At 63.5% G+C, this 20,994-nt stretch carries 24 protein-coding genes and 1 tRNA gene; 16 read left to right on the top strand and 9 right to left on the bottom strand.

The window, feature by feature from the left end; all coding sequences use genetic code 11:
• Positions 1 to 31: 31 nt before the first annotated feature.
• Positions 32 to 940, top strand: coding sequence for a 50S ribosomal protein L3 N(5)-glutamine methyltransferase (gene prmB, locus FW760_RS20135; RefSeq protein ID WP_054915841.1), 909 nt, complete (start codon positions 32 to 34; stop codon positions 938 to 940).
• Positions 941 to 1,028: 88 nt separating this feature from the next.
• Here prmB and FW760_RS20130 read toward each other — a convergent pair whose 3' ends face one another.
• Positions 1,029 to 1,826 (bottom strand): hypothetical protein, encoded by a 798-nt coding sequence (locus FW760_RS20130; RefSeq protein WP_054915840.1) that lies wholly within the window; start codon positions 1,824 to 1,826, stop codon positions 1,029 to 1,031.
• A 106-nt stretch (positions 1,827 to 1,932) separates the two neighbouring features.
• Positions 1,933 to 2,895: an alpha/beta hydrolase gene (locus tag FW760_RS20125; protein WP_043862707.1), complete on the bottom strand. Its 963-nt coding sequence runs from the start codon at positions 2,893 to 2,895 to the stop codon at positions 1,933 to 1,935.
• A gap of 145 nt (positions 2,896 to 3,040) precedes the next feature.
• Between FW760_RS20125 and aroC the strand changes: the two genes are divergently transcribed.
• From aroC to FW760_RS20110, 3 genes are read left to right on the top strand one after another with little or no spacing between them, the layout of a single operon-like run.
• Complete coding sequence (gene aroC / locus FW760_RS20120) at positions 3,041 to 4,132, top strand: chorismate synthase (RefSeq protein WP_043862708.1); 1,092 nt, start codon at positions 3,041 to 3,043, stop codon at positions 4,130 to 4,132.
• Positions 4,133 to 4,170: 38 nt separating this feature from the next.
• The gene (locus FW760_RS20115; protein WP_043862709.1) at positions 4,171 to 5,322 is read left to right on the top strand and encodes an MFS transporter; all 1,152 of its coding nucleotides are present in this window, start codon (positions 4,171 to 4,173) and stop codon (positions 5,320 to 5,322) included.
• On the top strand, positions 5,319 to 5,846 hold the full coding sequence (locus tag FW760_RS20110; RefSeq protein WP_116055142.1) for an acireductone dioxygenase: 528 nt from the start codon (positions 5,319 to 5,321) through the stop codon (positions 5,844 to 5,846). The genes FW760_RS20115 and FW760_RS20110 overlap by 4 nt, the downstream gene beginning before the upstream one ends.
• 92 nt (positions 5,847 to 5,938) lie before the next feature.
• Here FW760_RS20110 and FW760_RS20105 read toward each other — a convergent pair whose 3' ends face one another.
• Entirely contained in the window at positions 5,939 to 6,211 is a 273-nt protein-coding gene (locus tag FW760_RS20105) for a DUF3509 domain-containing protein (protein WP_043862711.1), read from the bottom strand.
• A gap of 273 nt (positions 6,212 to 6,484) precedes the next feature.
• On the opposite strand from FW760_RS20105, the gene FW760_RS20100 reads away from it, so the two are divergent.
• Together FW760_RS20100 and FW760_RS20095 are read left to right on the top strand one after the other, a co-directional pair.
• Positions 6,485 to 7,009: an ankyrin repeat domain-containing protein gene (locus tag FW760_RS20100; protein ID WP_054915837.1), complete on the top strand. Its 525-nt coding sequence runs from the start codon at positions 6,485 to 6,487 to the stop codon at positions 7,007 to 7,009.
• Positions 7,010 to 7,068: 59 nt separating this feature from the next.
• Complete coding sequence (locus tag FW760_RS20095; RefSeq protein WP_116055140.1) at positions 7,069 to 7,599, top strand: hypothetical protein; 531 nt, start codon at positions 7,069 to 7,071, stop codon at positions 7,597 to 7,599.
• Here FW760_RS20095 and FW760_RS20090 read toward each other — a convergent pair.
• Complete coding sequence (locus tag FW760_RS20090; protein ID WP_043862714.1) at positions 7,596 to 8,537, bottom strand: ZIP family metal transporter; 942 nt, start codon at positions 8,535 to 8,537, stop codon at positions 7,596 to 7,598. The genes FW760_RS20095 and FW760_RS20090 overlap by 4 nt on opposite strands.
• Positions 8,538 to 8,666: 129 nt before the next feature.
• Between FW760_RS20090 and FW760_RS20085 the strand changes: the two genes are divergently transcribed.
• Entirely contained in the window at positions 8,667 to 8,858 is a 192-nt protein-coding gene (locus FW760_RS20085; RefSeq protein WP_043862715.1) for a PLDc N-terminal domain-containing protein, read from the top strand.
• A 49-nt stretch (positions 8,859 to 8,907) separates the two neighbouring features.
• On the opposite strand, the gene FW760_RS20080 is transcribed toward FW760_RS20085, so the two are convergent.
• Positions 8,908 to 9,381 carry a methylated-DNA--[protein]-cysteine S-methyltransferase gene (locus FW760_RS20080; protein WP_054915836.1) on the bottom strand — a complete coding sequence of 158 codons (474 nt, stop codon included), beginning with the start codon at positions 9,379 to 9,381 and terminating at the stop codon, positions 8,908 to 8,910.
• Between the two features lie 186 nt (positions 9,382 to 9,567).
• Here FW760_RS20080 and FW760_RS20075 point away from each other — a divergent pair, with 186 nt between their 5' ends.
• The 5 genes from FW760_RS20075 (at position 9,568) to FW760_RS20055 (ending at position 15,263) form a co-directional block, all read left to right on the top strand.
• Positions 9,568 to 11,655, top strand: coding sequence for an LTA synthase family protein (locus FW760_RS20075; protein ID WP_043862717.1), 2,088 nt, complete (start codon positions 9,568 to 9,570; stop codon positions 11,653 to 11,655).
• A 125-nt stretch (positions 11,656 to 11,780) separates the two neighbouring features.
• Positions 11,781 to 13,094, top strand: coding sequence for a hypothetical protein (locus FW760_RS20070; RefSeq protein ID WP_116055138.1), 1,314 nt, complete (start codon positions 11,781 to 11,783; stop codon positions 13,092 to 13,094).
• Positions 13,091 to 14,425, top strand: coding sequence for a T6SS immunity protein Tli4 family protein (locus FW760_RS20065; protein WP_116055135.1), 1,335 nt, complete (start codon positions 13,091 to 13,093; stop codon positions 14,423 to 14,425). The genes FW760_RS20070 and FW760_RS20065 overlap by 4 nt, the downstream gene beginning before the upstream one ends.
• Positions 14,426 to 14,498: 73 nt before the next feature.
• Positions 14,499 to 14,735, top strand: a complete 237-nt coding sequence (locus FW760_RS20060; protein ID WP_043862719.1) for a hypothetical protein — start codon at positions 14,499 to 14,501, stop codon at positions 14,733 to 14,735.
• A gap of 198 nt (positions 14,736 to 14,933) precedes the next feature.
• Positions 14,934 to 15,263 (top strand): ribonuclease E inhibitor RraB, encoded by a 330-nt coding sequence (locus FW760_RS20055; RefSeq protein WP_043862720.1) that lies wholly within the window; start codon positions 14,934 to 14,936, stop codon positions 15,261 to 15,263.
• A 42-nt stretch (positions 15,264 to 15,305) separates the two neighbouring features.
• Here FW760_RS20055 and FW760_RS20050 read toward each other — a convergent pair whose 3' ends face one another.
• Entirely contained in the window at positions 15,306 to 16,121 is an 816-nt protein-coding gene (locus FW760_RS20050) for a c-type cytochrome (RefSeq protein WP_116055133.1), read from the bottom strand.
• 548 nt (positions 16,122 to 16,669) lie between these two features.
• Between FW760_RS20050 and FW760_RS20045 the strand changes: the two genes are divergently transcribed.
• Complete coding sequence (locus FW760_RS20045) at positions 16,670 to 17,398, top strand: amidotransferase (RefSeq protein ID WP_043862722.1); 729 nt, start codon at positions 16,670 to 16,672, stop codon at positions 17,396 to 17,398.
• A gap of 3 nt (positions 17,399 to 17,401) precedes the next feature.
• Here FW760_RS20045 and FW760_RS20040 read toward each other — a convergent pair whose 3' ends face one another.
• The 3 genes from FW760_RS20040 to FW760_RS20030 all read right to left on the bottom strand — a co-directional run bounded on the left by FW760_RS20040 (position 17,402) and on the right by FW760_RS20030 (position 19,996).
• The gene (locus tag FW760_RS20040) at positions 17,402 to 18,373 is read right to left on the bottom strand and encodes a magnesium and cobalt transport protein CorA (protein ID WP_043862723.1); all 972 of its coding nucleotides are present in this window, start codon (positions 18,371 to 18,373) and stop codon (positions 17,402 to 17,404) included.
• Between the two features lie 43 nt (positions 18,374 to 18,416).
• A complete protein-coding gene (locus FW760_RS20035; protein ID WP_043862724.1) occupies positions 18,417 to 19,160 on the bottom strand; it encodes a lysophospholipid acyltransferase family protein in 744 nt (247 codons plus the stop codon).
• Between the two features lie 146 nt (positions 19,161 to 19,306).
• Positions 19,307 to 19,996 carry a crotonase/enoyl-CoA hydratase family protein gene (locus FW760_RS20030; protein ID WP_043862725.1) on the bottom strand — a complete coding sequence of 230 codons (690 nt, stop codon included), beginning with the start codon at positions 19,994 to 19,996 and terminating at the stop codon, positions 19,307 to 19,309.
• A gap of 74 nt (positions 19,997 to 20,070) precedes the next feature.
• On the opposite strand from FW760_RS20030, the gene FW760_RS20025 reads away from it, so the two are divergent.
• The 3 genes from FW760_RS20025 to FW760_RS20015 all read left to right on the top strand — a co-directional run bounded on the left by FW760_RS20025 (position 20,071) and on the right by FW760_RS20015 (position 20,947).
• Positions 20,071 to 20,268 carry a hypothetical protein gene (locus FW760_RS20025; RefSeq protein ID WP_143516616.1) on the top strand — a complete coding sequence of 66 codons (198 nt, stop codon included), beginning with the start codon at positions 20,071 to 20,073 and terminating at the stop codon, positions 20,266 to 20,268.
• Positions 20,264 to 20,353: transfer RNA gene (locus tag FW760_RS20020), tRNA-Ser, on the top strand. The genes FW760_RS20025 and FW760_RS20020 overlap by 5 nt, the downstream gene beginning before the upstream one ends.
• Before the next feature lie 78 nt (positions 20,354 to 20,431).
• Positions 20,432 to 20,947 carry a DUF6630 family protein gene (locus FW760_RS20015; protein WP_088514077.1) on the top strand — a complete coding sequence of 172 codons (516 nt, stop codon included), beginning with the start codon at positions 20,432 to 20,434 and terminating at the stop codon, positions 20,945 to 20,947.
• Positions 20,948 to 20,994: the final 47 nt, after the last annotated feature.

Raw genomic sequence — 20,994 nt, 5'->3', positions numbered from 1 at the left:
AATTGCCGGTCGTCTTTAAAGGAGTCTGCCCGTGATCACTTCCCGCCTGCGCACCCTGCGCGACCACATCCGTTGGGCTGTCAGCCGTTTTCATGAGCAGGGGCTGTTTTTCGGGCATGGCGCCGACAATGCCTGGGACGAGGCACGCCTGCTGGTGCTGGGTTCGGTGCATCTGCCATGGGAAGTGGCCGACGCCTATCTCGATTGCCGTCTTGAAGATGACGAGCTGGTCAAGCTGCAGCGCCTGCTCAAGCGACGTATCGAAGAACGCGTGCCGACCGCGTACCTGCTTGGCGAGGCGTGGTTCTGTGGCATGTCGTTCATCGTCGACGAGCGCGTGCTGATCCCGCGCTCCCCCATCGGCGAACTGATCGAAAAACGCTTCGAGCCATGGCTGGCTGCCGAACCCGCGCGCATTCTCGACCTGTGTACCGGCTCCGGCTGCATCGGCATCGTCAGCGCCGACGTGTTCCCCGAGGCCGAGGTGGTGCTGGCCGACCTGTCGTTCGAGGCGTTGGAAGTGGCCAACCAGAACATCGAGCGCCATGGTCTTGAAGAACGTGTATTCACCGTGCAGGGCGATGGGTTCGAGGGGTTGCCGGGGCAGCGTTTCGACCTGATCCTGTCGAACCCGCCGTATGTCGATGCCGAGGATTTCGCCGACATGCCCCAGGAGTACCACCACGAGCCGGAGTTGGGCCTGGCCTGCGGCAATGACGGTCTGGACCTGGTACGGCGCATGCTGGCCGAGGCGGCGGATCACCTGACCGAGAAGGGCCTGCTGATCGTCGAGGTCGGCAACAGCCAGGTGCATGTCGAGCAGTTGTACCCGGAGGTGGATTTCGCCTGGCTGGAGTTCGAACGTGGCGGGCACGGGGTGTTCATGCTCACGGCCGAACAATGCCGGCAGCATCAGGCGCTGTTTGCTTCGCGGGTGTAAGGGATACAGGTTTCAAGCCTGTCGCGGGTCAAGCCCGCCCCAACAGGGCCGCATTGCCGTGTTGGGGCGGGCTTGACCCGCAACGCTTTCAGCGGTTGGTGGCAATCCAGATCAGCAGCCCGGCCTGGAACACCGCAAAGGCCACCAGGCAGGTGATGGTGAAGCGCAACCCGCTGTCTTCGCGGCGGTACTTGTTGACCCGCTCATCGCGCTCGCGCAGTTGTGCTTCCTTCTCCTGCAGGTTCTGTTCGGCCTGCTGCAGCATGCCCGCAGCATCCAGGATGTCTACCTTCTGTACCTTGTCGGTATTCCAGCCACCCTTGAGCTGACCTGCCTGGACTTCCACGCAGCGCCCCTTCAGGTGCTGCGCATCGGCGTACTCGACCTCCAGGCCATGGCTGCGCAGCACCTGGTCGCGGCGCAGGCGTGTGTCTTCGTTGAGTGCGTCCTTGTTGGCCAGGGCCATGCCCTCGACCCGGTAGTGCGACCACTTGCGCTGTACCCAGTGCACCGCCTGCGACAACAGGAAGCGCCCCAGGCCACGGCTGACCGGCTCGATCTGCAAGCCACTGTCGGGGCCGATCTTGATCTGGTGCAACTCATGGTCCACCCAGATATCCAGGCGATTCTGCTCCTTGCGCACCTTCTGCCCAGGCAGGCGCACTTCCATGCGCAGCAGGCTGTGGGTCTTGTTGTGCCGTTCGGCATAACCGTACTGCACGAAGCGCAGCGGCCGCGCGCCGGTGTTGCGGTCGGTGGGCTGCGGGGACAGGCGCAGCATCTGGAAATGCTCGGGCACAACGTCCGCCCAGGGCAGCGGGGCCGCTTCCGGGGCTGGCGATTCGTCGGTCGCGTCTGGGGCGTCCTGGGGGGTGGCTTCAGTCATCACGGCGGTCCTTTTGTGCACAGCAGGCGGGTCGCAAGGGCGACGCCTGCACCGGCTTATCGGCCGCTTTGCGCAAGACTGGAGACACAATTTGCGCCAATTCGCTTCATGCCGCCGGCAATCGACGAATGAACTCGACGATCCGCTCGCCCAGGGCACTGGCCAGGGGCAGCTCGGGGTTGTTGTAGCTGTCGCGCTGCTGGCTCATGGCACGCGGGCTGATGCGCAGCATGTGGTTCATGCCGTCGATCAGTGCCAGTTCGGCGTCCGGCTTGGCAGCGTGCAGGCGCTCGGCATCCTCGACCTCGACCTGGACGTCGTTGCGCCCCTGCACGATCAACGCCGGCAAGTGGAGGCGGGCGAAGGCGGCGGCCGGGTCCTGGCGAAACAGCGAGATCAGGTACGGCTGCACGCTGGGGCGAAACACGTCGCGCAGGTGCAGCGGTACCTGGGTGCTGGGCTGGCCGGCCTTGAGCTGCTCGATCAGGCGTACGGCCTGGGCTCGCTCGGTCGCCGGCAGGCGTTCACCCAGTTGCTCGCGCAGTACCTGATCGACCGGGCGCCCGCTGCCTGCCACTGAAATTACCGCGCTGGCGCCGGCCTGTTCGGCCGCGAGGCTGGCGATCAGTGCGCCCTCGCTGTGACCCAGCACGATCAGCGGGCCAAAGCGAGGGTCGGCCTTGAGCAGATGGCCCCAGGCAACGGCATCGGCCACATAGCGCTCGACGCTGAGGTTGCGTTCGTCGGGGGTTGCCGCGCGGCTGGCGGCCACCCCGCGCTTGTCGTAGCGCACGCTGGCAATGCGGTTGTTGGCCAGCAGCAGGGCCAGGCGCTTGAGGTTGTCGATACGTCCGCCGGCGGGATTGTTGCCGTCACGGTCGGTGGGGCCGGAGCCGGCGATGATCAGCACCACCGGTGGCGGCGTGTCGCTGCGCGGCAACAGCAGGCTGCCCTGCAGGGTGCCGTCGTCGGTCACCAGGCTGATCGGTCGTTGCAGTACCGTGGGGGCAGCAGCCTGGGCCAGGCCGGTAAACAGGAGGAACAACAGGGCGAACGTGCGCAGCATCATCAGGCCATTAGCGAGGAGGTGGCGTTTTGACTCGTCCGGCGGCATTAGGTTCGCGCCCGGAGGTGATCTAAGGGTATACCCTGCGTATACTGGTTGGCCTTGTTACCATCCAGTTAAAAATCAGGCTGAACGCGGAGCGCCCTGCATGTCCGGCAATACCTACGGCAAGCTGTTCACTGTCACTACCGCTGGCGAAAGCCATGGTCCGGCGCTGGTCGCCATTGTCGATGGCTGCCCTCCGGGCCTGGAGCTTTCGCTGGCCGATCTTCAGCACGACCTGGACCGGCGCAAGCCCGGTACCAGCCGGCACACCACTCAGCGCCAGGAGCCCGACGAGGTCGAGATTCTCTCTGGCGTGTTCGAGGGCCGTACCACCGGCTGCGCCATCGGCCTGCTGATTCGCAACACCGACCAGAAGTCCAAGGACTACTCGGCGATCAAGGACCTGTTCCGCCCGGCCCACGCCGACTACACCTATCACCACAAGTACGGCGAGCGCGACTACCGTGGCGGCGGCCGCAGCTCGGCCCGTGAAACCGCGATGCGCGTGGCTGCCGGTGCCATCGCGAAGAAGTACCTGGCCACCCAGGGCATCCGCATCCGCGGCTACATGAGCCAGCTGGGTCCTATCGAAATCCCGTTCAAGACCTGGGAGTCGGTGGAGCACAACGCCTTCTTCAGCCCCGACCCGGACAAGGTGCCGGAGCTGGAGGCCTACATGGACCAGCTGCGCCGTGACCAGGACTCGGTGGGTGCCAAGATCACCGTGGTCGCCGAAGGCGTGATGCCCGGCCTGGGCGAGCCGATCTTCGACCGCCTCGACGCCGAGCTGGCCCATGCGCTGATGAGCATCAACGCGGTCAAGGGCGTGGAGATCGGTGCCGGCTTCGACAGCGTGGCCCAGCGCGGCACCGAACACCGTGACGAACTCACCCCCGAAGGGTTCCTCAGCAACAATGCCGGCGGCATCCTGGGGGGCATCTCCTCGGGGCAGCCGATCATTGCGCACCTGGCACTCAAGCCGACCTCCAGCATCACCACCCCGGGCCGTTCCATCGATGTGGATGGCAACCCGGTGGAGGTCATCACCAAGGGCCGTCACGACCCCTGCGTCGGCATCCGTGCCACCCCTATCGCCGAGGCGATGATGGCCATCGTGCTGATGGATCACCTGCTGCGCCACCGCGGCCAGAACGCCGATGTGCGGGTAGCCACCCCGGTGCTGGGCCAGCTGTAGTGCACCTGCCCGACGTCGACGCCACGGCCCGCTGAGCCGTGGCGCCGATTCCCTACTGGCGGCTGTCCAGCTTCTACCTGTTCTATTTCGCCTTGCTGGGTTCGACAGCGCCGTTTCTGGCGCTGTATTTCGATCACCTGGGGTTTTCCAGCGCGCGCATCGGCGAGTTGGTGGCCATCCCCATGCTGATGCGCTGCGTGGCACCGAACCTGTGGGGCTGGTTGGGCGATCGCAGCGGCCAGCGCCTGCTGATCGTGCGTCTGGGGGCCTTGTGCACCCTGGCCAGCTTTTCGTTGATCTTCGTGGCCAAGAGCTACGCCTGGCTGGCGCTGGTAATGGCCCTGCACGCGTTCTTCTGGCATGCGGTACTGCCGCAGTTCGAGGTCATCACCCTGGCCCACCTGCAAGGTCAGACTGCGCGCTACAGCCAGGTGCGGCTGTGGGGGTCGATCGGTTTCATCCTCACCGTGGTGGCCCTGGGGCGATTGTTCGAATGGTTGAGCCTGGACATCTACCCGGTGGCGCTGGTGGCGATCATGGCCGGCATCGTGCTGGCCAGCCTGTGGGTGCCCAATGCCCAGCCGCCAGGCCAGCACGAGCGCAGCGATGGTGGCGGCTTTCTCAGGCAACTGGCCAGCCCTGGCGTGGCCGCGTTCTACGTGTGCGTGGCATTGATGCAGTTGAGTCACGGCCCGTATTACACCTTTCTCACCCTGCACCTGGAGCGCCTGGGCTATGCCCGCGGCACCATCGGCATGTTGTGGGCGCTGGGGGTGGTGGCCGAGGTGCTGATGTTCCTGGCCATGAGCTGGATCCTGGCGCGGTTCTCGTTGCGTCGGGTGCTGTTGGCGAGCCTCTTACTGGCGGCCTTGCGCTGGTGGCTGCTGGGGACCTTTGCCGAGTATCCGGGCGTGCTGCTGTTCGCCCAGTTGCTGCACGCCGCCACGTTCGGCAGTTTTCACGCGGCCGCCATCGCCTTCGTGCAGCGCAGCTTCGGCGCTCGCCAGCAGGGCCAGGGGCAGGCGCTGTATGCGGCCCTGGCCGGTACCGGCGGTGCGCTGGGTGCCCTGTATTCGGGCTACAGCTGGAACGCCCTGGGCGCCACCATCACCTTTAGTATTGCCAGCGTCGCGGCGCTGGTCGCAGCCGTTATCATTGCGTTTCGAATGACAGAGGAAAAGGCCCCATGAGCAGCCTGAGCGTGTTTCACCAGTCCACCCCGGACATTCCCAACAAGGTGCTGACCCACCTTGAAGACATCGCCGCGACACTGGCCGAGCAGGGGATAAGGTTCGAGCGCTGGACGGCGCAGTCGCCTGTGCAGGCCGATACTGGCCAGGCCGGTGTGCTGGCCGCCTACCAGGTGCAGATCGACCGGCTGCAACATGAAGGCGGATACCGCGCCGTCGACGTGATCAGCGCCAGTGGCGATCCGATGAGCGAACTGCTGGACGAACATGTGTATTCGGATGACCTGGTGCGTTTCTTCGCAGCCGGGCGCAGCCTGGTCAGCGTGCGGGCAGGGGAGTACGTGCATGCGGTGGTGTGCGAGAAGGGAGATCTGATCATGGTGCCGGCGGGGTTGCGGGTATGGATCGATGGCGGGGACAACCCGCACTTCGTGGCGGTGCGACTGTTCAATCGGCCTGAAGGGGTAGTGGCGCAGTTCACGGGGGAGAAGCTGGCCGAGCGTTACGCGCGATTGGACGATTGATCACGCCGAGGCCACTGGCTTGCAAGCCAGCGCTCACAGGAACCAAGGTGATCCTGTGGGCACTGGCTTGCCAGCAAAGGCCGCTACGCAATTCAGCGATAGGTCGGTAGTGCGAACCGCTGTTGGCTTTGCAGCATCGAGATCACCGGCAGCTCGCTGGCCTGCTCGGCCAGGTCGCGGCGGATCGCGCTGATCGCCCACGACAGTTGCTCGGCACTGTGCAGCTGGCCATACGAAATCGAGCGCTTGACCTGTTTGCCGTCGGCGGCGCGCAACGTCAGCAGTACACCGCCATCAGGGCGAGCCTGGGTGGTGACGTCGTAGGCGGAAAATACCGAGGCGAATTTTTGCTGGATGAGGTCCATATCAGCTCCTGACTGTTGTGTGGCAGACATGAAGTGATAGGTGCAGCGACCGTGCCAGTTTTCCTTGATTAAAAAAAGCTTATAAAACAATGACTTAAAGTTGTCGTGCGCAATGGGTGCCGTGCATTCTGCATGGTCGTGCAATTTGCACAGTGCATTTTGCAGTGCCTTGCGGCCAATAGATTCGCTCTGTCGACCTGATGGGATTTGCGAGGTTGACCCAAAGCCTTCCCTGACAAAGACTTGGGCTCTACCGCAGCCAGGAGGTTCCCGATGACCGACCACCCAACCCCCACCCCGATGAACGACGATGAAGCCGCAGCCTTTGCCGAAGAAGTGTTCGATCGGGCGCGCAAGGGGGACGCCGACATGCTTGGCCGTCTGCTGGAGAAGGGCCTGCCGGTCAACCTTCGCAATGGCAACGGCGACACGCTGCTGATGCTTGCCAGCTACCACGGCCACCTTGAGGCGGTGAGGGTGCTGCTTGAGCACGGCGCAGACCCGCAGATTGCCAATGACAAGGGCCAGTTGCCGATTGCCGGTGCCGCTTTCAAGGGCAACCAGGCGATGATCGAGCTGCTGGTGGAGAAGGGCGCGCTGATCGATGGAGCGTCTGCCGATGGCCGTACCGCGCTGATGCTGGCCGCGATGTTCAACCGCACCTCCATCGTCACCTACCTGCTCGGCAAGGGCGCGAACCCCAATCACCGCGACGCGCAGGGCGCCACCGCACTGGTTGCCGCGCAAACCATGGGCGCACCCGACACCGTCGCCCAGTTGCAGGCGCTGGCCGGCTAACTGCCAGGGGGCTTTTGCGGCTATCCTTGGCGACTTTTTTCGCCTCGCAGGGCCCCCGCATGAAAAACCAACTGGTCGAACTCATCGGCAAAATCAGCTCCGGCTGCCTTCCGGACGCCGAAATCGAGCGCATCGCCGACGAAGCTGCGCAGGCCTATGCCGACCCGCAGGCGTTCCTGGCGGCCAACCCCGACATCAACTACGACGACACCTTCCCGATCCCGCTGGGGGAGTGGGTGGTGATCGGCAGCCTGCCCGATACCGTGCTGTTCCAGGCCGACACCTACAGTGACCTGTTCCAGCAGATCACCGACTCGTTCGGCAAGGACGTTGCCTTCAACATCAAGCCCAAGCAACTGGTCAAGGTCGAGCCGCTCACGGCACTCAACCGCATCCAGGTGCAGATGGGCAGCATGAACAAGGAAAACGGCGGCTACACCCTGGTCAACATCAGCCACTTGCTGGACGACGAATTGCAGATGGTGCTGGTGTACGGCAACGACGTGCCGCGGGTGCTGGAGCTGTGCGCCGAGGTCGGCATCGCCGCGGCGCCTTCCCTGGAGGCGCTGCGGGTCGCGGTACACGTCTAGCCCAGCGCGGTATCCAGGAACATCATCACCGCGAAGCCGCCCATCAGGCCCAGGGTGGCCGAGGTCTGGTGGCCATTGCGGTGGGTTTCGGGGATCACCTCGTGGGATACCACGAAAATCATCGCCCCGGCCGCCAGGCCCATGCTCACCGGGTAGGCGATGGCAAAACCGGTGGAAATGCCCAGGCCGATCACTGCCCCGATCGGCTCCATCAGCCCCGAGCCGACCGCCACCAGCGCAGCCTTGAGGTTGGACAGGCCGGTGGCGCGCAACGCCAGTGCCACGGCCAGGCCTTCGGGAATGTCCTGGATGGCGATGGCGGTGGTCAGCGGCAGGCCCACGTTGAGGTCGCCGTTGGCAAAGCCCACGCCGATGGCCATGCCCTCGGGCAGGTTGTGCAGGGTGATCGCCAGCACGAACAGCCACACCCGGTTGATGCGTTCCGACTGTGGGCCGCAGGGGCCGGTGCTTTCGTGCTCATGGGGTGTGAAGCGGTCCAGGCCCAGCATCAGCAGCACCCCCAGGCCCATGCCGACCACCACGGTCAAGGCCGCGAAAGGGCCGTTGCCGGTGATTTCACGCGCAGCCTCCAGGCCCGGCAGAATCAGCGAAAACGAACTGGCGGCGAGCATCATGCCGGCGGCGAAGCCGAGCATCACATCCTGCGAGCGGGCGCTGACGTCGCGCAGCACCACCGCCAGCACCGCGCCCAGCGCCGTGGCGCCAAACCCTGCCAGGCCGCCGAGCAGGGCCATGTGCAGGTTGTCCTTGTTGTCGCCGTGCACCGCGTTCCAGGCACTGGCGACCAGCAGGCCGAGCACGGCGAGCAGGCTCAGGGCCAGGCCGGCACTGAGCCATGGGGTGGCCTGAACCTGGTGCAGCCAGGCGCTGCGCAGGGAGGTCGGGTTGGCGTTGGCGGAGCTTTGGGCGGGTGGCATGGAGGCCTCTGTGGTACGGAGTCGATCAATCGAGTGTAATCACTGGGCGGCGTGTGCGACGAGCGGTTCGCCGCTATGGGGCCGATAGCCAGCTACGCTGAAGGCAGGTTCAATCATGGGAGTATCACCATGGGGTCGACGTTCAATGGGTTGGTGGGGCTGGTCATTCTGGCGCTGGATATCTGGGCGATCATCAACGTGATCAAGAGCGGCGCCAGTGGCGGGGCCAAGGTGCTGTGGATCCTGCTGATCCTGCTGCTGCCGGTGCTGGGCCTTATCATCTGGGCGATTGCCGGGCCACGGGGCAACGTTAGGCTGTAGCGCCAGTCCAGGCTCTTGTGGGCGTGGGCCTGCCCGGCGATGCGGCGGCTCAGATCAACCAGGCGCCCTCAAGCTGCAACAACTGCTGCTTGCGCTCCAGGCCACCTGAAAACCCGGTCAGGCTGCCGTCGCTGCCAATCACCCGGTGGCACGGCACGATTACCGCCACCGGGTTGGCGCCGTTGGCCGTGCCTACCGCGCGTATCGCCTTCGGCCGCCCGACTCGCTGCGCCAGTTGTGCATAGCTGGTGGTGGTGCCATACGGAATCTGCTGCAGCGCCCACCACACCGCACGTTGAAATTCGGTACCCCGTGGCGCCAGGGGCAGTTCGAAACGCTGGCGCCGACCTTCGAAATACTCGTCGAGCTGTCGCGCCACCGTATCCAGCTGCGCGCCCGCCGGCTGCCAGCTTTCGGCCAGTTGCCAGGGGTGGGCGCTGTCCATGTGCAGCAGGTGCAGACCTTGTTCATCACCGGCCAGCAGCAACTGGCCGATAGGGCTGGGGTGGTAGCGAAAGTACATGGTGAGTGGCTCCGGGCATGTCTGGCCCACACGATACCCGAACACTGAGCTATTGTTCGAGGCGCGGTTTTCAACATAATTTTCACATTCGATTGCTGACAATCCGCGCGCGAATTTCCGTTCGTCCAAGGGCCACGCAATGTCCCGGCCCTCATAAAAATCTGAACCCTAGGGATCTTCCTGTCCATGGCTAACACGGATGCCTTGAGTCATCAGCGAGCCGCTTCGCGCCCGTTGCTGCAACCAACGCTCAAATCACACCTCGCCTATACCTTGCTGTGCGGCCTGGTGATCATGCTGATGCTGAGCCTCGTGCGCCTGGCGCTGCTGCTCTACAACAGCGACATGATCGGCGACACCCCGCTCTCGACCGTCGCTGAAGGCTTTCTCAACGGCCTGCGCTTCGACCTGCGCGTGGTGGTATACCTGAGCATTCCGCTGCTGCTGGCGATCCTCAGCGCTCGCGCCATGGCCGCCCGTGGCCTGTTTCGCGTATGGCTGACCCTGGCTTCCAGCGTGGTGATGTTCCTCGGCCTGATGGAGATGGACTTCTACCGCGAGTTTCACCAGCGTCTCAACGGCCTGGTGTTCCAGTATGTGAAGGAAGACCCCAAGACCGTTCTGAGCATGCTCTGGTACGGTTTTCCGGTGGTGCGCTACCTGCTGGCCTGGGCCTTTGGCACCTGGGTGCTGAGCCTGCTGTTCAAGGGCATCGACCGTCTTACCCGCCCGCGCGGCGAGTACTCCAGCAACGTCGCCGGCCTGCGCAGCGTGGCGCCCTGGTACCTGCGTGGCGCGGTATTCGTGGTGATCCTGCTGGTGGCCGTGATCGCCGCCCGTGGCACCCTGCGCCAGGGCCCGCCGATGCGTTGGGGTGACGCGTTCACTACCGACTCCAATTTCGTCAATCAGCTGGGCCTTAACGGCACCCTGACCCTGATCGACGCCGCCCACAGCCGTTTTGGCGAAGACCGCGGCAACATCTGGAAGGCCACCCTCGACCAGAGCCAGGCCCAGCAGACCGTGCGCGACATGATCCTGACCGAGCACGACCAGCTGGTGGATGCCGACAGCGCGGCGATCCGCCGTGACTTCACCCCGCCTGCGGCCAACAGCCTGCCGATCAAGAACGTCGTGGTAATCCTGATGGAGAGCTTCGCCGGCCACTCGGTGGGCGCGCTGGGCAGTACCACCAACATCACCCCGTACTTCGACAAGCTGGCCAAGGAAGGTCTGCTGTTCGACCGTTTCTTCTCCAACGGCACCCATACCCACCAGGGCATGTTCGCCACCATGGCCTGCTTCCCGAACCTGCCAGGCTTCGAATACCTGATGCAGACGCCGGAAGGCGGCCACAAGCTGTCCGGCCTGCCGGCGCTGCTCAGCGCCCGGGACTATGACGACGTGTACGTCTACAACGGCGACTTCGCCTGGGACAACCAGTCCGGGTTCTTCGGCAACCAGGGCATGACCACCTTCATCGGCCGCAATGACTTCGTCAACCCGGTGTTCTCCGACCCGACGTGGGGGGTGTCCGACCAGGACATGTTCGACCGCGGCGCACAGGAGCTTGCGCACAACTATGGCAAGAAGCCGTTCTATGCCCTGCTGCAGACCCTGTCCAACCACACTCCGTATGCGTTGCCCAAGGACCTGCCGGTGCAGCCGGTGACCGACCAGGGCCGCCTGAACGAGCACCTGACCGCCATGCGCTACTCGGACTGGGCGCTGGGCCAGTTCTTCGAGAAGGCGCGCAAGGAGCCGTACTTCAAGGAAACCCTGTTCGTGATCGTCGGCGACCACGGCTTCGGCAATGCCCAGCAGGTCACCGAACTGGACCTGGGCCGCTTCAACGTGCCGCTGCTGCTGATTGCGCCGGGCATCCAGGAAAAGTTCGGTGCGGTCAGCCACACCGTGGGCACCCAGGTCGACATCGTGCCGACCATCATGGGCCGACTGGGGGGCGAAACCCGTCATCAGTGCTGGGGGCGTGACCTGCTCAACCTGCCGGCCGGCGATGAAGGCATCGGCATGATCAAGCCATCGGGCAGTGAGCAGATCGTCGGCCTGGTGCAGGGCGATCGCATTCTGATCCAGTCCAAGGACATGTCGCCGCGCATGTACCGTTACCAGCTTGGGGCCAACTTCAAGGCCGAGGTGATCGAAAGCCCGGACCAGGCACAATTGAGCCGCAAGCTGGAGTCCTACATCCAGACCGCGACCAAGAGCCTGCTGGACAACACTGCCGGCGTGACCCACAGCACGCCGCAATGACGCACGGGCTGTTGCACTGACCAGGACCCCGGCTTGCCGGGGTCTTGGCTTTTCGGGCCGTGGGTGCTCAAATCACGCGCCTCAGCAAGAGGGGCCGACAGCGGTCCCGCAAAAAGGATGTTTGCGTGCGTGTGTTCGTGTTGCTGGTTTGCCTGTGCCATTCGATCCAGGCGGTGGCTGATGCCGTATCGCCTGCGCCCCAGATGGCTCAGGAATGTGTAGGGCGCTCGCGCTTTGTGGTACCGGCCAGCCTGGAGTGGCAAATGAGCGGTCTTCGCCTGGGCGAGCCGTTCGCCCGCTTCATGCCTGGTGGCGATACGTGGCAGGCCGACTACGGCGCGCCGGAGTTCTCCGGGGAATCGCACCTGGTCACCATCGATGTGAGCCCGCTCACTACCCGTGAGCTGTACGACCGCCTCAAGGATCGTCTGGTCCTGAGCCGGGCCAATGCGCAGGGCGAGTTCATCATGGCCGAGCAGACACGCATCGGGAACCTGATGACCCCGTACCTCAAGGCCCAGAAGCCGAGCGAGTACTACGCCTTGAACGAACGGTACAAGGCACTAGCGCGCACCTTCGAGCGCATCGACAAGATCCCTGGTGAACGGGCGTCGCTCGAGGCGATGATCGCCGATTTCGCGGGCAAGGGCTGGCCAGTGGACACGCTGCAGGCGCGGCTTGAGCGGCTCAACCGTGAAGACGCGGGGTACCCCGTCTCCGATCGCTTCAAGTGGCAAGTCCTGCCGGACTTTGCCCTGGAGGATGGCTATGCGGTGTACAACGAGCATGGGTTGACCGTGGTGCTGTGGCGCCAGTCGCGCGTCTACAAGCTCAACTTCGGTTACATCGAACGTGGAGTGAGCAACGAGCAGGTGCTGCAGCGGCTGGACCCGCATGTGCGCCGTGTGCTCGCCGCCTTGCGTCCACGCGCCGCCTTCGAAGTGCCTCGGCAACCGGGTATATGCCTGCCGTTCGGCTTTCTGGCCGATGACGGCACAGCCCCCTATGTGGTGCGCGCCGCGTGGTTCGGGCGGCACCAGGAGGCGGTCCGCTACGACCTTCAGGTGGCCAGCCAGTCGCTGCGCGAGCAGTTCGAGGCCCGGCGGGCCGCCGACCTGTCGCTCGATCGCGCTGATTTCCCCGTACTTGAGCAACTGCCGGAACGCCAGTTCCGGCTGGGGCAGATGACCATCCTGCAAACCACCACGCTGACCAAGTGGTACCTCGAACACGAAACGGATCGCCGCGAAACATTCCAGCTGCGCGCAGCGCACCTGGGCGCCACGCCCGTTCCTTCGATGATCCTGCAAGTGGACCAGTTGCACAGCCGCGACGGCCTGAGCCTGAAGCTGTTGGAGACAGAAGCCGTCGAGATACTGGCGCAGGTACAGGCCCTGCCGAACGCACCGCAAGTGGCACAGAAAAGGAAACGTACATGAAGTCGTTACACATGAGCTGGATGTGGCTGGCGTTGCTGGCAGCGCCCCTGTCGGCGCTGGGTGAGCCGGATTACCAGACGCCGCCGGGTTGGCGTACCGAGTGCATGGGACGGGTGCAGTTCGATGTGCCCAAGGAGATTGCCTGGCACCTTGCCGGGGGCTACTGGCAAAAGCCGGACTTCGACCCCGTGCGCCCAACCATCGCCCCGGGTGGCCAGCAGATCATGTATGGCGAGGGCGTGACACCCGAGCAGGCCTACCTGGTGAAGATCGAAGTCAGCCCCGTGACGGATCGCAATGTCTTCGATCGCCTGCAGCTTATCCACGGGCCTAATCGCGGTTCGGCGCAAACACGCGTGGTACGTGCGCAGATCGACGCGCTGCAAGCCCAGATCGATGCAAAAAAGGCTGACGACGAAGACTATTCCGCGTTGCTTGAACAGCATCGCGCCCTGGACGACACCATTACGCGAATCAACTGGGTGAGCACCGAGTTGTTCGTACTCAACGACATGATCCGCGAGTTCTCGGCCACGGGGCGCCCCACCGTCAAACTGGAGGCTGAACGCGCAGCTTATCTCGAGGAACAGGCCAAGTGGCCGACCGACGCATTATTCGAGCAAGAGCGCTTTCTGGACCTGGGGATAGCAGATACGTTCGCCGACTGGGTGCCGGGTGAGATGACGGCCCATCTCTGGCGTAACCAGCGCATCTATCGCTTTGTATTTCATGCAGGGTCGGACGCTGCCGGCGTACCGGTCTCACTGGAACGTGTCGAGCCCAGGGCACGTGCCTTGCTGGCGGCCTTTCGAACCCGCGAGCAATACGAAATCCCGCAGCAGCGCGGCTTTTGCCTGCCGTTCGGGTTCATTGCCGACGATGGCGCCCCGCATCATTCGATAACGCTGGGCTTCAACCCCGTGGGCAACCCGAACCTGCTGCACCGCCTGAGCATGGGGCGCGAGATCAGGAAAGACGCCGATTTCATGCCGAAGCTGTTGGAGCAGGTGATCTCCAGGCGGTTTCCAACGCTCGTCCAGACCGACATCTTCGGCCCGCTGCGCGTGCTTGTCGGCGCCCTCGACGGCAATCTTCGCGGTGCGCGCTACAAGGCCTATGATGCGTACCACAAGCCGGTGGATTACGAAACGTTCACGCTCGACGGCGACGCTCCGCCCACTGGATACCAGCCTGGCGTAGGGCTGACGGTGCTCGATGATCATTCCCAGCCGCAGCTTGCGTTCGAGCGCACCCGCGTCGATATGCTGCAGACCCTGAAAAGCATCCGGGCGCTGCCGGGCGGCCATCGTTTTGCGCCGCAGGCCGACTGAACAACCGCCCAGGCGCGGGGTCAACGGAAGGTAAGGCTGATTCACCCTGAGTCGCGTTACTGAGGAGAATCCAATGAAAGCGTGGGTAATTACCTTTGTTGACCAGAAAGGCGAAAGGACCTCGCTGTCGTTTGACGCCGAGCAGCAGCCCAGTATCGAAGAGGCGGCTCGGGTGATTCGCGCCCACCTCTATCCTGTCGTGGACAAGGCGGACCTCAATGATTTCGAGGGCCGCGTGTCGATGCCCACTGCCGAATGGCTGAAGCAGGACAGCGGCGTGGAGATCAAGGAAATCAAAGAACAGCCCTGAGCGCTCGCGCTACTGGCATACCCTTATGATTGGCGCTAGTCTGCAGCCAGGGTCACGGGTTATTTACCCAGCCGGCCCTTTTCCCTTAAACCATCGCTGCATCCGCTACATCCGCTCGAGTTGCCCACCCACGTTTGGCAGGGTGGGTCAGTGCGTAATGCACTGAAAGTCTATCCATCGCGACGAGGAGGACGATTCATGAGCAGCCCGTATGAGGACATCAGCAGCACGGTTCTACGCCGCATGAAAGAAGGCGGTTTCGATTTTGCCCAGATCCATCCCATCGAGTTCTATGCGGTGTTCCCGGACGAGGAGCGGGCGCGCAGGGCCGCAGGCAAGTTTCGTGGTGAATCGATCAACACCCAGGTACGCGAAAGCGACGAGGGGTGGCAGCTGGAGTTGAGCAAACTGATGTTCGCCACCTATGGCGGCATCGGCGAGTTCGAGCATGACTTCGAGCTGGCAGTTTCCCCTTTGGGCGGCCAGATACAGGGCTGGGGCGTCAAGCAGGAGCGACTGCTGGCCTGAACCTGTGTATCCGCGGGGCGGCCATGCCGCCCCCATCCATTTTCAGGGTACTTCCACCCCGGACCGCTTGCGGCTGGCCATGTGCGCCAGGTACCCCAGCAACTGGTCCAGTTCTGCGTCGCTGATCACCGTTTCGGCAAAGCCGGGCATGCGCGCCTGTGGCCACTGGCGCAGGCTTTGCGGGTTGCGGATGTAACGGCGCAAGAACGTCGGCTGGAAGTACTCGGTGGGGTTGAAGGGCAGGTTCAGGTCGGGCCCGAACTGCGCATCGCCGGCACCGTTGAGTCGGTGGCAGGCCAGGCAGTTTTTCTGAAACACGGCAAAGCCCAGGTTGACCGGGTCGTCCTCACGCAGTTGCGGGTCTGGCAGCAGTGCCGGGAAGCGCGATGCCACAGGGGCCAGGCGGCGAATGGTGGCAAGCTGGAAGGGCCATTGTTCGGGGCTGATCCGGCCTGCCTGCGGTTGGGTCCACACCAGGTAGAAGGGCCCGGCGCTGCCTTTGCCCTTGCTCAGGGCTGGCCATGGGTGGGCGGGGTCCTCGATGGCCAGCCAGGCGCGTGCCGGGCCGTTGCCGAGCAACGGGGCAGCGGGCAGTTCGGCGGCAAAGCCATCCAGCGCCACGGCCTGCAGATGATCGCCGGGGGCTACGCCCTCCAGCAGCGCCACCATGGGCACGGCGCGGTAGTGCATGGTCTTCTTGTAGGAAACGTCACCGTCGATGCGGATATTCCGCGCCTGCGGGTGAGCCAGCAGTTGAGCGGTGCTCCACTGGCGCTCGGCGCCGCCCAGGTTCAGGGTCAGCTGTGCGGCGTGCAGGGGCAGGCTCAACAGCAGGATCAGGGCAAGGCAATGACGCATCGGGTGCTCTCCAACCATTCAGGCCGGCAGGATACACCAGCGTTGCGATGATGCCTGGTTACAGAACGGGTGGGCTTCAGCCGAACAGTCGTGTGAGGTTGGGCACGATCAGCAGCAGCGTCGTGGCGAAGAGGATGAGGCCGGCTTGACGTACTTTGGAGTGCTTGAACATGGCGGTCTGCCTTTTTGTTGTTATTCCTGAATGCCGTGTGGCGTCCTTGGCCAGGGTCCGTGATAACCCGCGAGCGCTGTCGAAATGTCCGCGTTGCCCCCGCATCGGACCTGCTTTGCTTCGATATACAACTAACCTTAGGGTCAACGTCACCCGTGTTTTAGAACGCTTTCGTATTAAATGGTGGGTTCTAAGGCACTACGGCTATGAGGCCAAGGGCCATCCGGCGACCATCCCTTCAGCTAGACACGTGCGTGCGCTCCGGGGCATGGCCTGCACAGTGTGACCGTTCGTCCGAGTGAACACTTGCCTCCGAGCGCCATTCGCGGCAGGCTCTAGCGACACTTTGTGCCTCATGTCGTTCGGGACTAAATCTATGTCGTTACGCATCTGCATCCTGGAAACCGATGTCCTGCGACCCGAGCTGGTCGATCAGTATCAGGGCTACGGACGGATGTTCGAGCACCTGTTCACCCATCAGCCGATTGCCGCCGAATTTCGCGTGTACAACGTGATGAACGGTGAATACCCCGACGACGACGAGGTGTTCGACGCCTACCTGGTGACCGGCAGCAAGGCCGACTCGTTTGGCGACGACCCGTGGATCGCCAGGCTCAAGACCTTTCTGCTGGACCGCTACAAGCGCGGCGACAAGCTGCTGGGCGTATGCTTCGGCCACCAGTTGCTGGCCCTGTTGCTGGGCGGGCGCAGCGAGCGCGCGCACCAGGGCTGGGGGGTGGGAACCCACCGCTACGTGATGGCGGCCAAGGCGCCGTGGATGAGCCCGCAGGTGGAGGAACTGACCCTGCTGATCAGCCACCAGGACCAGGTTACCCAGCTGCCCGAAAACGCCACGGTGATCGCCTCCAGCGACTTCTGCCCCTATGCCGCCTATCACATTGGCGACCAGGTGCTGTGCTTCCAGGGCCACCCCGAGTTCATCCACGACTATTCCCGTGCCTTGCTCGAGCTGCGCCAGCAGCACCTGGGCCCTGAGGTCTACAGCAAGGGCGTGGCCAGCCTCGACCAGCAACACCAGGGCACCACGGTGGCCGAGTGGATGATGCGCTTTGTCGCGCACAAGCCACAGGGCAGCGCGGCCTGAGGCCTACAGCCAGCCGGAGCGCTTGAAGCTGGCGAACAGTGCCGTGCAGCCCAGGGCGATGACCCCCAGCACGGTGAAGTAGCCGTAGTGCCAGCTCAGCTCCGGCATGTTCTGAAAGTTCATCCCGTAGATACCCGCCACGGCGGTGGGGAAGGCCAGGATCGCCGCCCACGCGGCGAACTTGCGCTGGGTGATGCTCTGGCGTGACGACTCCAGCAGCATGCCGATCTCGATGGTCTGGCTGGCGATGTCGCGGATGCTCGACAGGTCTTCCATCTGCCGCGTCACGTGGATCTGCACGTCGCGAAAATACGGGCGCATGTTCTTGTCGATGAACGGGAAGGCCAGGCGCTGCAGCTCTTCGCTGATCTCGACCATCGGTGCCACATAGCGGCGCAGGCGCAGGATGTCGCGACGCAGGCCGTGCAGGCGGCGGATATCGTCTTCCTGCAGCGAACTGCTGAGTACGTTGTTTTCCAGCTCTTCGATCTCGCTGTGAATCGCCTCGCTCACCGGCTGGTAGTTTTCAGTGACGAAGTCGAGCAGTGCGTACAGCACGAAGTCTTCGCCGTGCTCGAGCAGCAGCGGCCGGGCCTCGCAGCGCTGGCGTACCAGGGCATAGGATTTGGAGTGGCCGTTGCGGCAGGTGATGATGTAGCCGTTGCCGGCAAAGATATGCGTTTCGATGAACTCCAGCCTGCCGTCCTGGCGTACCGGCGAATAGGTCACGATGAACAAGGCATCGCCGAAGGTTTCAAGCTTGGGCCGGCTGTGCTTTTCCAGCGCATCCTCGATTGCCAGTTCATGCAGGTTGAACTGGCGCTGCAGATTGGCCAGTTCCTGCGCGGAGGGCTCTTCCAGCCCGATCCACACGAAGTGCCCCGGTTTGCTGGCCCACTCGGCGCCCTCGTCGAGGCTGATGTTGGTGACTTTTCTACCGGCGCTGTAGACCGCTGCCGCTACGACTCGACCCATGGTTGTGCCTTTCCCCCGTTATCATGCCCCTAGCTTGGTATGACTACGACAAATCGGCAACTGCGCGGCTGGCCTGCAGTTCTTTTTCCATCAGGTCGATGCAGCGCTGCATCTGTTCGCGGCACTGCTCGGCCAGGGCGGGAACATCCTGGTGGGTCATGCCGGTGGTGGAGATCGGCGCCAGCGAGCGGATGATCACCTTCTGCTTGCGCCAGCCGTTGAGGTTCAGGCGCCTGGCGTAGCGGCTCACGCACACCGGCACGATGGGCACGCCGGCTTCGATGGCCATGTGGAACGCGCCTTTCTTGAAGGCCAGCAACCGATCGCCGGCGTTGCGCGTGCCCTCGGGGAATACCCAGATCGAGGTGTCCTGTTCCTGCAGGGTGCGGGTGGTGGTCTGCATGGCGCGTCGGGCCTGGTAGGCGTTGCTGCGATCGACCAGCACATTGCCGCCCAGCCAGAACAGTTGGCCGAACAGGGGGATCCATTTGAGGCTCTTCTTGCCGATGCACACCGTGCGCGGCGGCACCACGTGACCGAGCACGAACAGGTCATGGTTGGATTGGTGGTTGGCCACGATCACGCAGCCCGGGGGCTGGTCGAACAGCGGGCCGACTTCGGCCTGTACCTGCAGGCGCATCAGCCAGGTGGCGGGCCAGCCATACAGGCGCGCGAACACGCGGCTGTTGTCGGGGTTGAAAGGCCGACACAGGCCGATGAGCACACCCAGTATGCCTACCAGAACAAAATGCAGGCCCAGGAGGGGCATGCGGATCAGAAACAGCATTGTGGTTAACCCCGGACAAAACGCGGCGCAGTGTACGGTTGTGCACAGCCCGGGGCAAACTTAAAGCTTCGCCGGCAAGGCCGGCTCCTGCAACGGTTGCGTCCCCTGCAGGAGCCGGCCTTGCCGGCGAATGGCGCGACCCGCTATCAGACCGGGTGTTCCTGGTCGCGAATGATCGCGTCGTCCAGCAGGTCCAGCAGCGCCTTGCGCACCTTTAGCTTGGTCTTCTTGTGCGCGTTCATGTTGATGGTCTTGAGTTGCTGCGCCGCTGCCAGGGCGGTTGCGTGCAACTGCTCCACCGGCACCACCTTGTCGAGGAAGCCGGCATCCACGGCACTGGCCGGGTCGAACATCTCGGCATTGATGACCGAGCGGTGGAAGGCCGAGCGACGCAGGCGATCACGCGCCAGCTCGATGCCGGCGTGGTGCATGGTCATGCCGATCTGCACTTCATTCAGGCCGATGCGGAACGGGCCTTCGACGCCGATGCGGTAGTCGGCCGACAGCAGCAGGAATGCACCCTTGGCCACGGCGTGGCCGGGGCAGGCGACGATCACCGGGAACGGATGCGACAGCAGGCGCCGGGAGAGCGTCGAGCCGGCGGTCACCAGCGCGATGGAGGCCTGTGGCCCAGAGGTCATCACCTTGAGGTCGTAGCCACCGGAGAGGATGCCCGGCTGGCCGGTGAGGATGACGACGGCGCGATCCTGCACGGCACGGTCCAGTGCATCGTTGAAGGCTGCGATCACGTCCGGTGAAATGGCGTTGACCTTGCCGTTGTTCAGGGTCAGCGTCGCGATGCCGTCTTCCAGTTGGTAGGTAACCAGCTCACTCATGACAGAGTTCCTTTAGGTGGGTGGGGCTGACGTTACCCAGCTGCCGCGGTCAGGTAAAGCACCAAGGCTGACCGATGAGTCAGGCGCAGCACGCCGGCCCCGGCACCACGGGCTTCGTGCATGGACCACAGCCGAACCACGCCAGAGATTGGCAGCTTTGCCACTGCTGGCTTAAGCGCATGAATATTCTGAAAAAAACCTTTGCCATTCAAAGTGCTTTCGACTACATTAGCGCGCCTCGACAGGCTGAACAGCTTGGCGAGAACCGGTGAAGTGTCCGAGTGGCTGAAGGAGCACGCCTGGAAAGTGTGTATACAGGAAACTGTATCAAGGGTTCGAATCCCTTCTTCACCGCCATATTCAGATACGCGAAGAGCCCCCGAACTTGAAAGAGTCCGGGGGCTTTTTGTTGGGCCATTGAAAAGGAAGTTTCAGATGCTTGCAGAGTGCTTTTCCGAACAGCAGATTCTTGCCGCCGAGCAATTGATTGCTCTTGTCAGCCCCACGCCCGAAATGGCCGCCGAGCATCTTCAGGCGTTTCGCGAGCTGGAGCTGGACGAGGATGACATCGAAGAGTTCGAGGATGATCCCAAGCAACTGATGTGGATGGTCAAGGACATCGCCGACTGGGAGTCGGTGTTCTACGTCGACTGGAAGGACACCGAGTCGTTCGTGCAAAGCGTCCAGCAACTGGCAGAAGCACGTGACGCCCAGGTGACCTTTGGCGTGGATGACCCGGAAGATGAAGACTTCCTGGAAAACCACAGCGTGTCGCAACTGATGGCGCTGGCCCATGCCGAGCTTCAGAAGCAGGGCCTGGTGCTGTGGAACTGGTCGACGCTGGAGGACTGCTACAGCGGCTTCATCACCACCCCGGCCGCGGCGGCCGACCTGAGCGAAATCGCCGGGATACTGGAAGTGCAGTTCCGCGAGGGTAGCGAGCCGTTCTGATCGGCTGCGCGCTGTTCGCCAGCCAGGCTGGCTTCTGCAGGCAACGC

This window comes from Pseudomonas sp. 1176_21 (assembly GCF_052850635.1).
This window is presented reverse-complemented; position numbering and strand designations above follow the sequence as displayed.

Excerpts from the sequence above, each read along its gene's own strand:
- FW760_RS20090 (WP_043862714.1), bottom strand. The coding sequence starts at position 8,537 with ATGCCACCCGCCCAAAGCTCCGCCAACGCCAACCCGACCTCCCTGCGC.
- FW760_RS20080 (WP_054915836.1), bottom strand. The coding sequence starts at position 9,381 with ATGTACTTTCGCTACCACCCCAGCCCTATCGGCCAGTTGCTGCTGGCC.
- FW760_RS20045 (WP_043862722.1), top strand. The coding sequence starts at position 16,670 with ATGTCGTTACGCATCTGCATCCTGGAAACCGATGTCCTGCGACCCGAG.
- FW760_RS20125 (WP_043862707.1), bottom strand. The coding sequence starts at position 2,895 with ATGATGCTGCGCACGTTCGCCCTGTTGTTCCTCCTGTTTACCGGCCTG.
- aroC (WP_043862708.1), top strand. The coding sequence starts at position 3,041 with ATGTCCGGCAATACCTACGGCAAGCTGTTCACTGTCACTACCGCTGGC.
- FW760_RS20065 (WP_116055135.1), top strand. The coding sequence starts at position 13,091 with ATGAAGTCGTTACACATGAGCTGGATGTGGCTGGCGTTGCTGGCAGCG.
- FW760_RS20055 (WP_043862720.1), top strand. The coding sequence starts at position 14,934 with ATGAGCAGCCCGTATGAGGACATCAGCAGCACGGTTCTACGCCGCATG.
- FW760_RS20130 (WP_054915840.1), bottom strand. The coding sequence starts at position 1,826 with ATGACTGAAGCCACCCCCCAGGACGCCCCAGACGCGACCGACGAATCG.
- FW760_RS20015 (WP_088514077.1), top strand. The coding sequence starts at position 20,432 with ATGCTTGCAGAGTGCTTTTCCGAACAGCAGATTCTTGCCGCCGAGCAA.
- FW760_RS20025 (WP_143516616.1), top strand. The coding sequence starts at position 20,071 with ATGAGTCAGGCGCAGCACGCCGGCCCCGGCACCACGGGCTTCGTGCAT.
- FW760_RS20050 (WP_116055133.1), bottom strand. The coding sequence starts at position 16,121 with ATGCGTCATTGCCTTGCCCTGATCCTGCTGTTGAGCCTGCCCCTGCAC.
- FW760_RS20085 (WP_043862715.1), top strand. The coding sequence starts at position 8,667 with ATGGGGTCGACGTTCAATGGGTTGGTGGGGCTGGTCATTCTGGCGCTG.
- FW760_RS20060 (WP_043862719.1), top strand. The coding sequence starts at position 14,499 with ATGAAAGCGTGGGTAATTACCTTTGTTGACCAGAAAGGCGAAAGGACC.
- FW760_RS20040 (WP_043862723.1), bottom strand. The coding sequence starts at position 18,373 with ATGGGTCGAGTCGTAGCGGCAGCGGTCTACAGCGCCGGTAGAAAAGTC.
- FW760_RS20105 (WP_043862711.1), bottom strand. The coding sequence starts at position 6,211 with ATGGACCTCATCCAGCAAAAATTCGCCTCGGTATTTTCCGCCTACGAC.
- FW760_RS20095 (WP_116055140.1), top strand. The coding sequence starts at position 7,069 with ATGAAAAACCAACTGGTCGAACTCATCGGCAAAATCAGCTCCGGCTGC.
- FW760_RS20075 (WP_043862717.1), top strand. The coding sequence starts at position 9,568 with ATGGCTAACACGGATGCCTTGAGTCATCAGCGAGCCGCTTCGCGCCCG.
- FW760_RS20100 (WP_054915837.1), top strand. The coding sequence starts at position 6,485 with ATGACCGACCACCCAACCCCCACCCCGATGAACGACGATGAAGCCGCA.
- FW760_RS20030 (WP_043862725.1), bottom strand. The coding sequence starts at position 19,996 with ATGAGTGAGCTGGTTACCTACCAACTGGAAGACGGCATCGCGACGCTG.
- FW760_RS20035 (WP_043862724.1), bottom strand. The coding sequence starts at position 19,160 with ATGCTGTTTCTGATCCGCATGCCCCTCCTGGGCCTGCATTTTGTTCTG.
- FW760_RS20110 (WP_116055142.1), top strand. The coding sequence starts at position 5,319 with ATGAGCAGCCTGAGCGTGTTTCACCAGTCCACCCCGGACATTCCCAAC.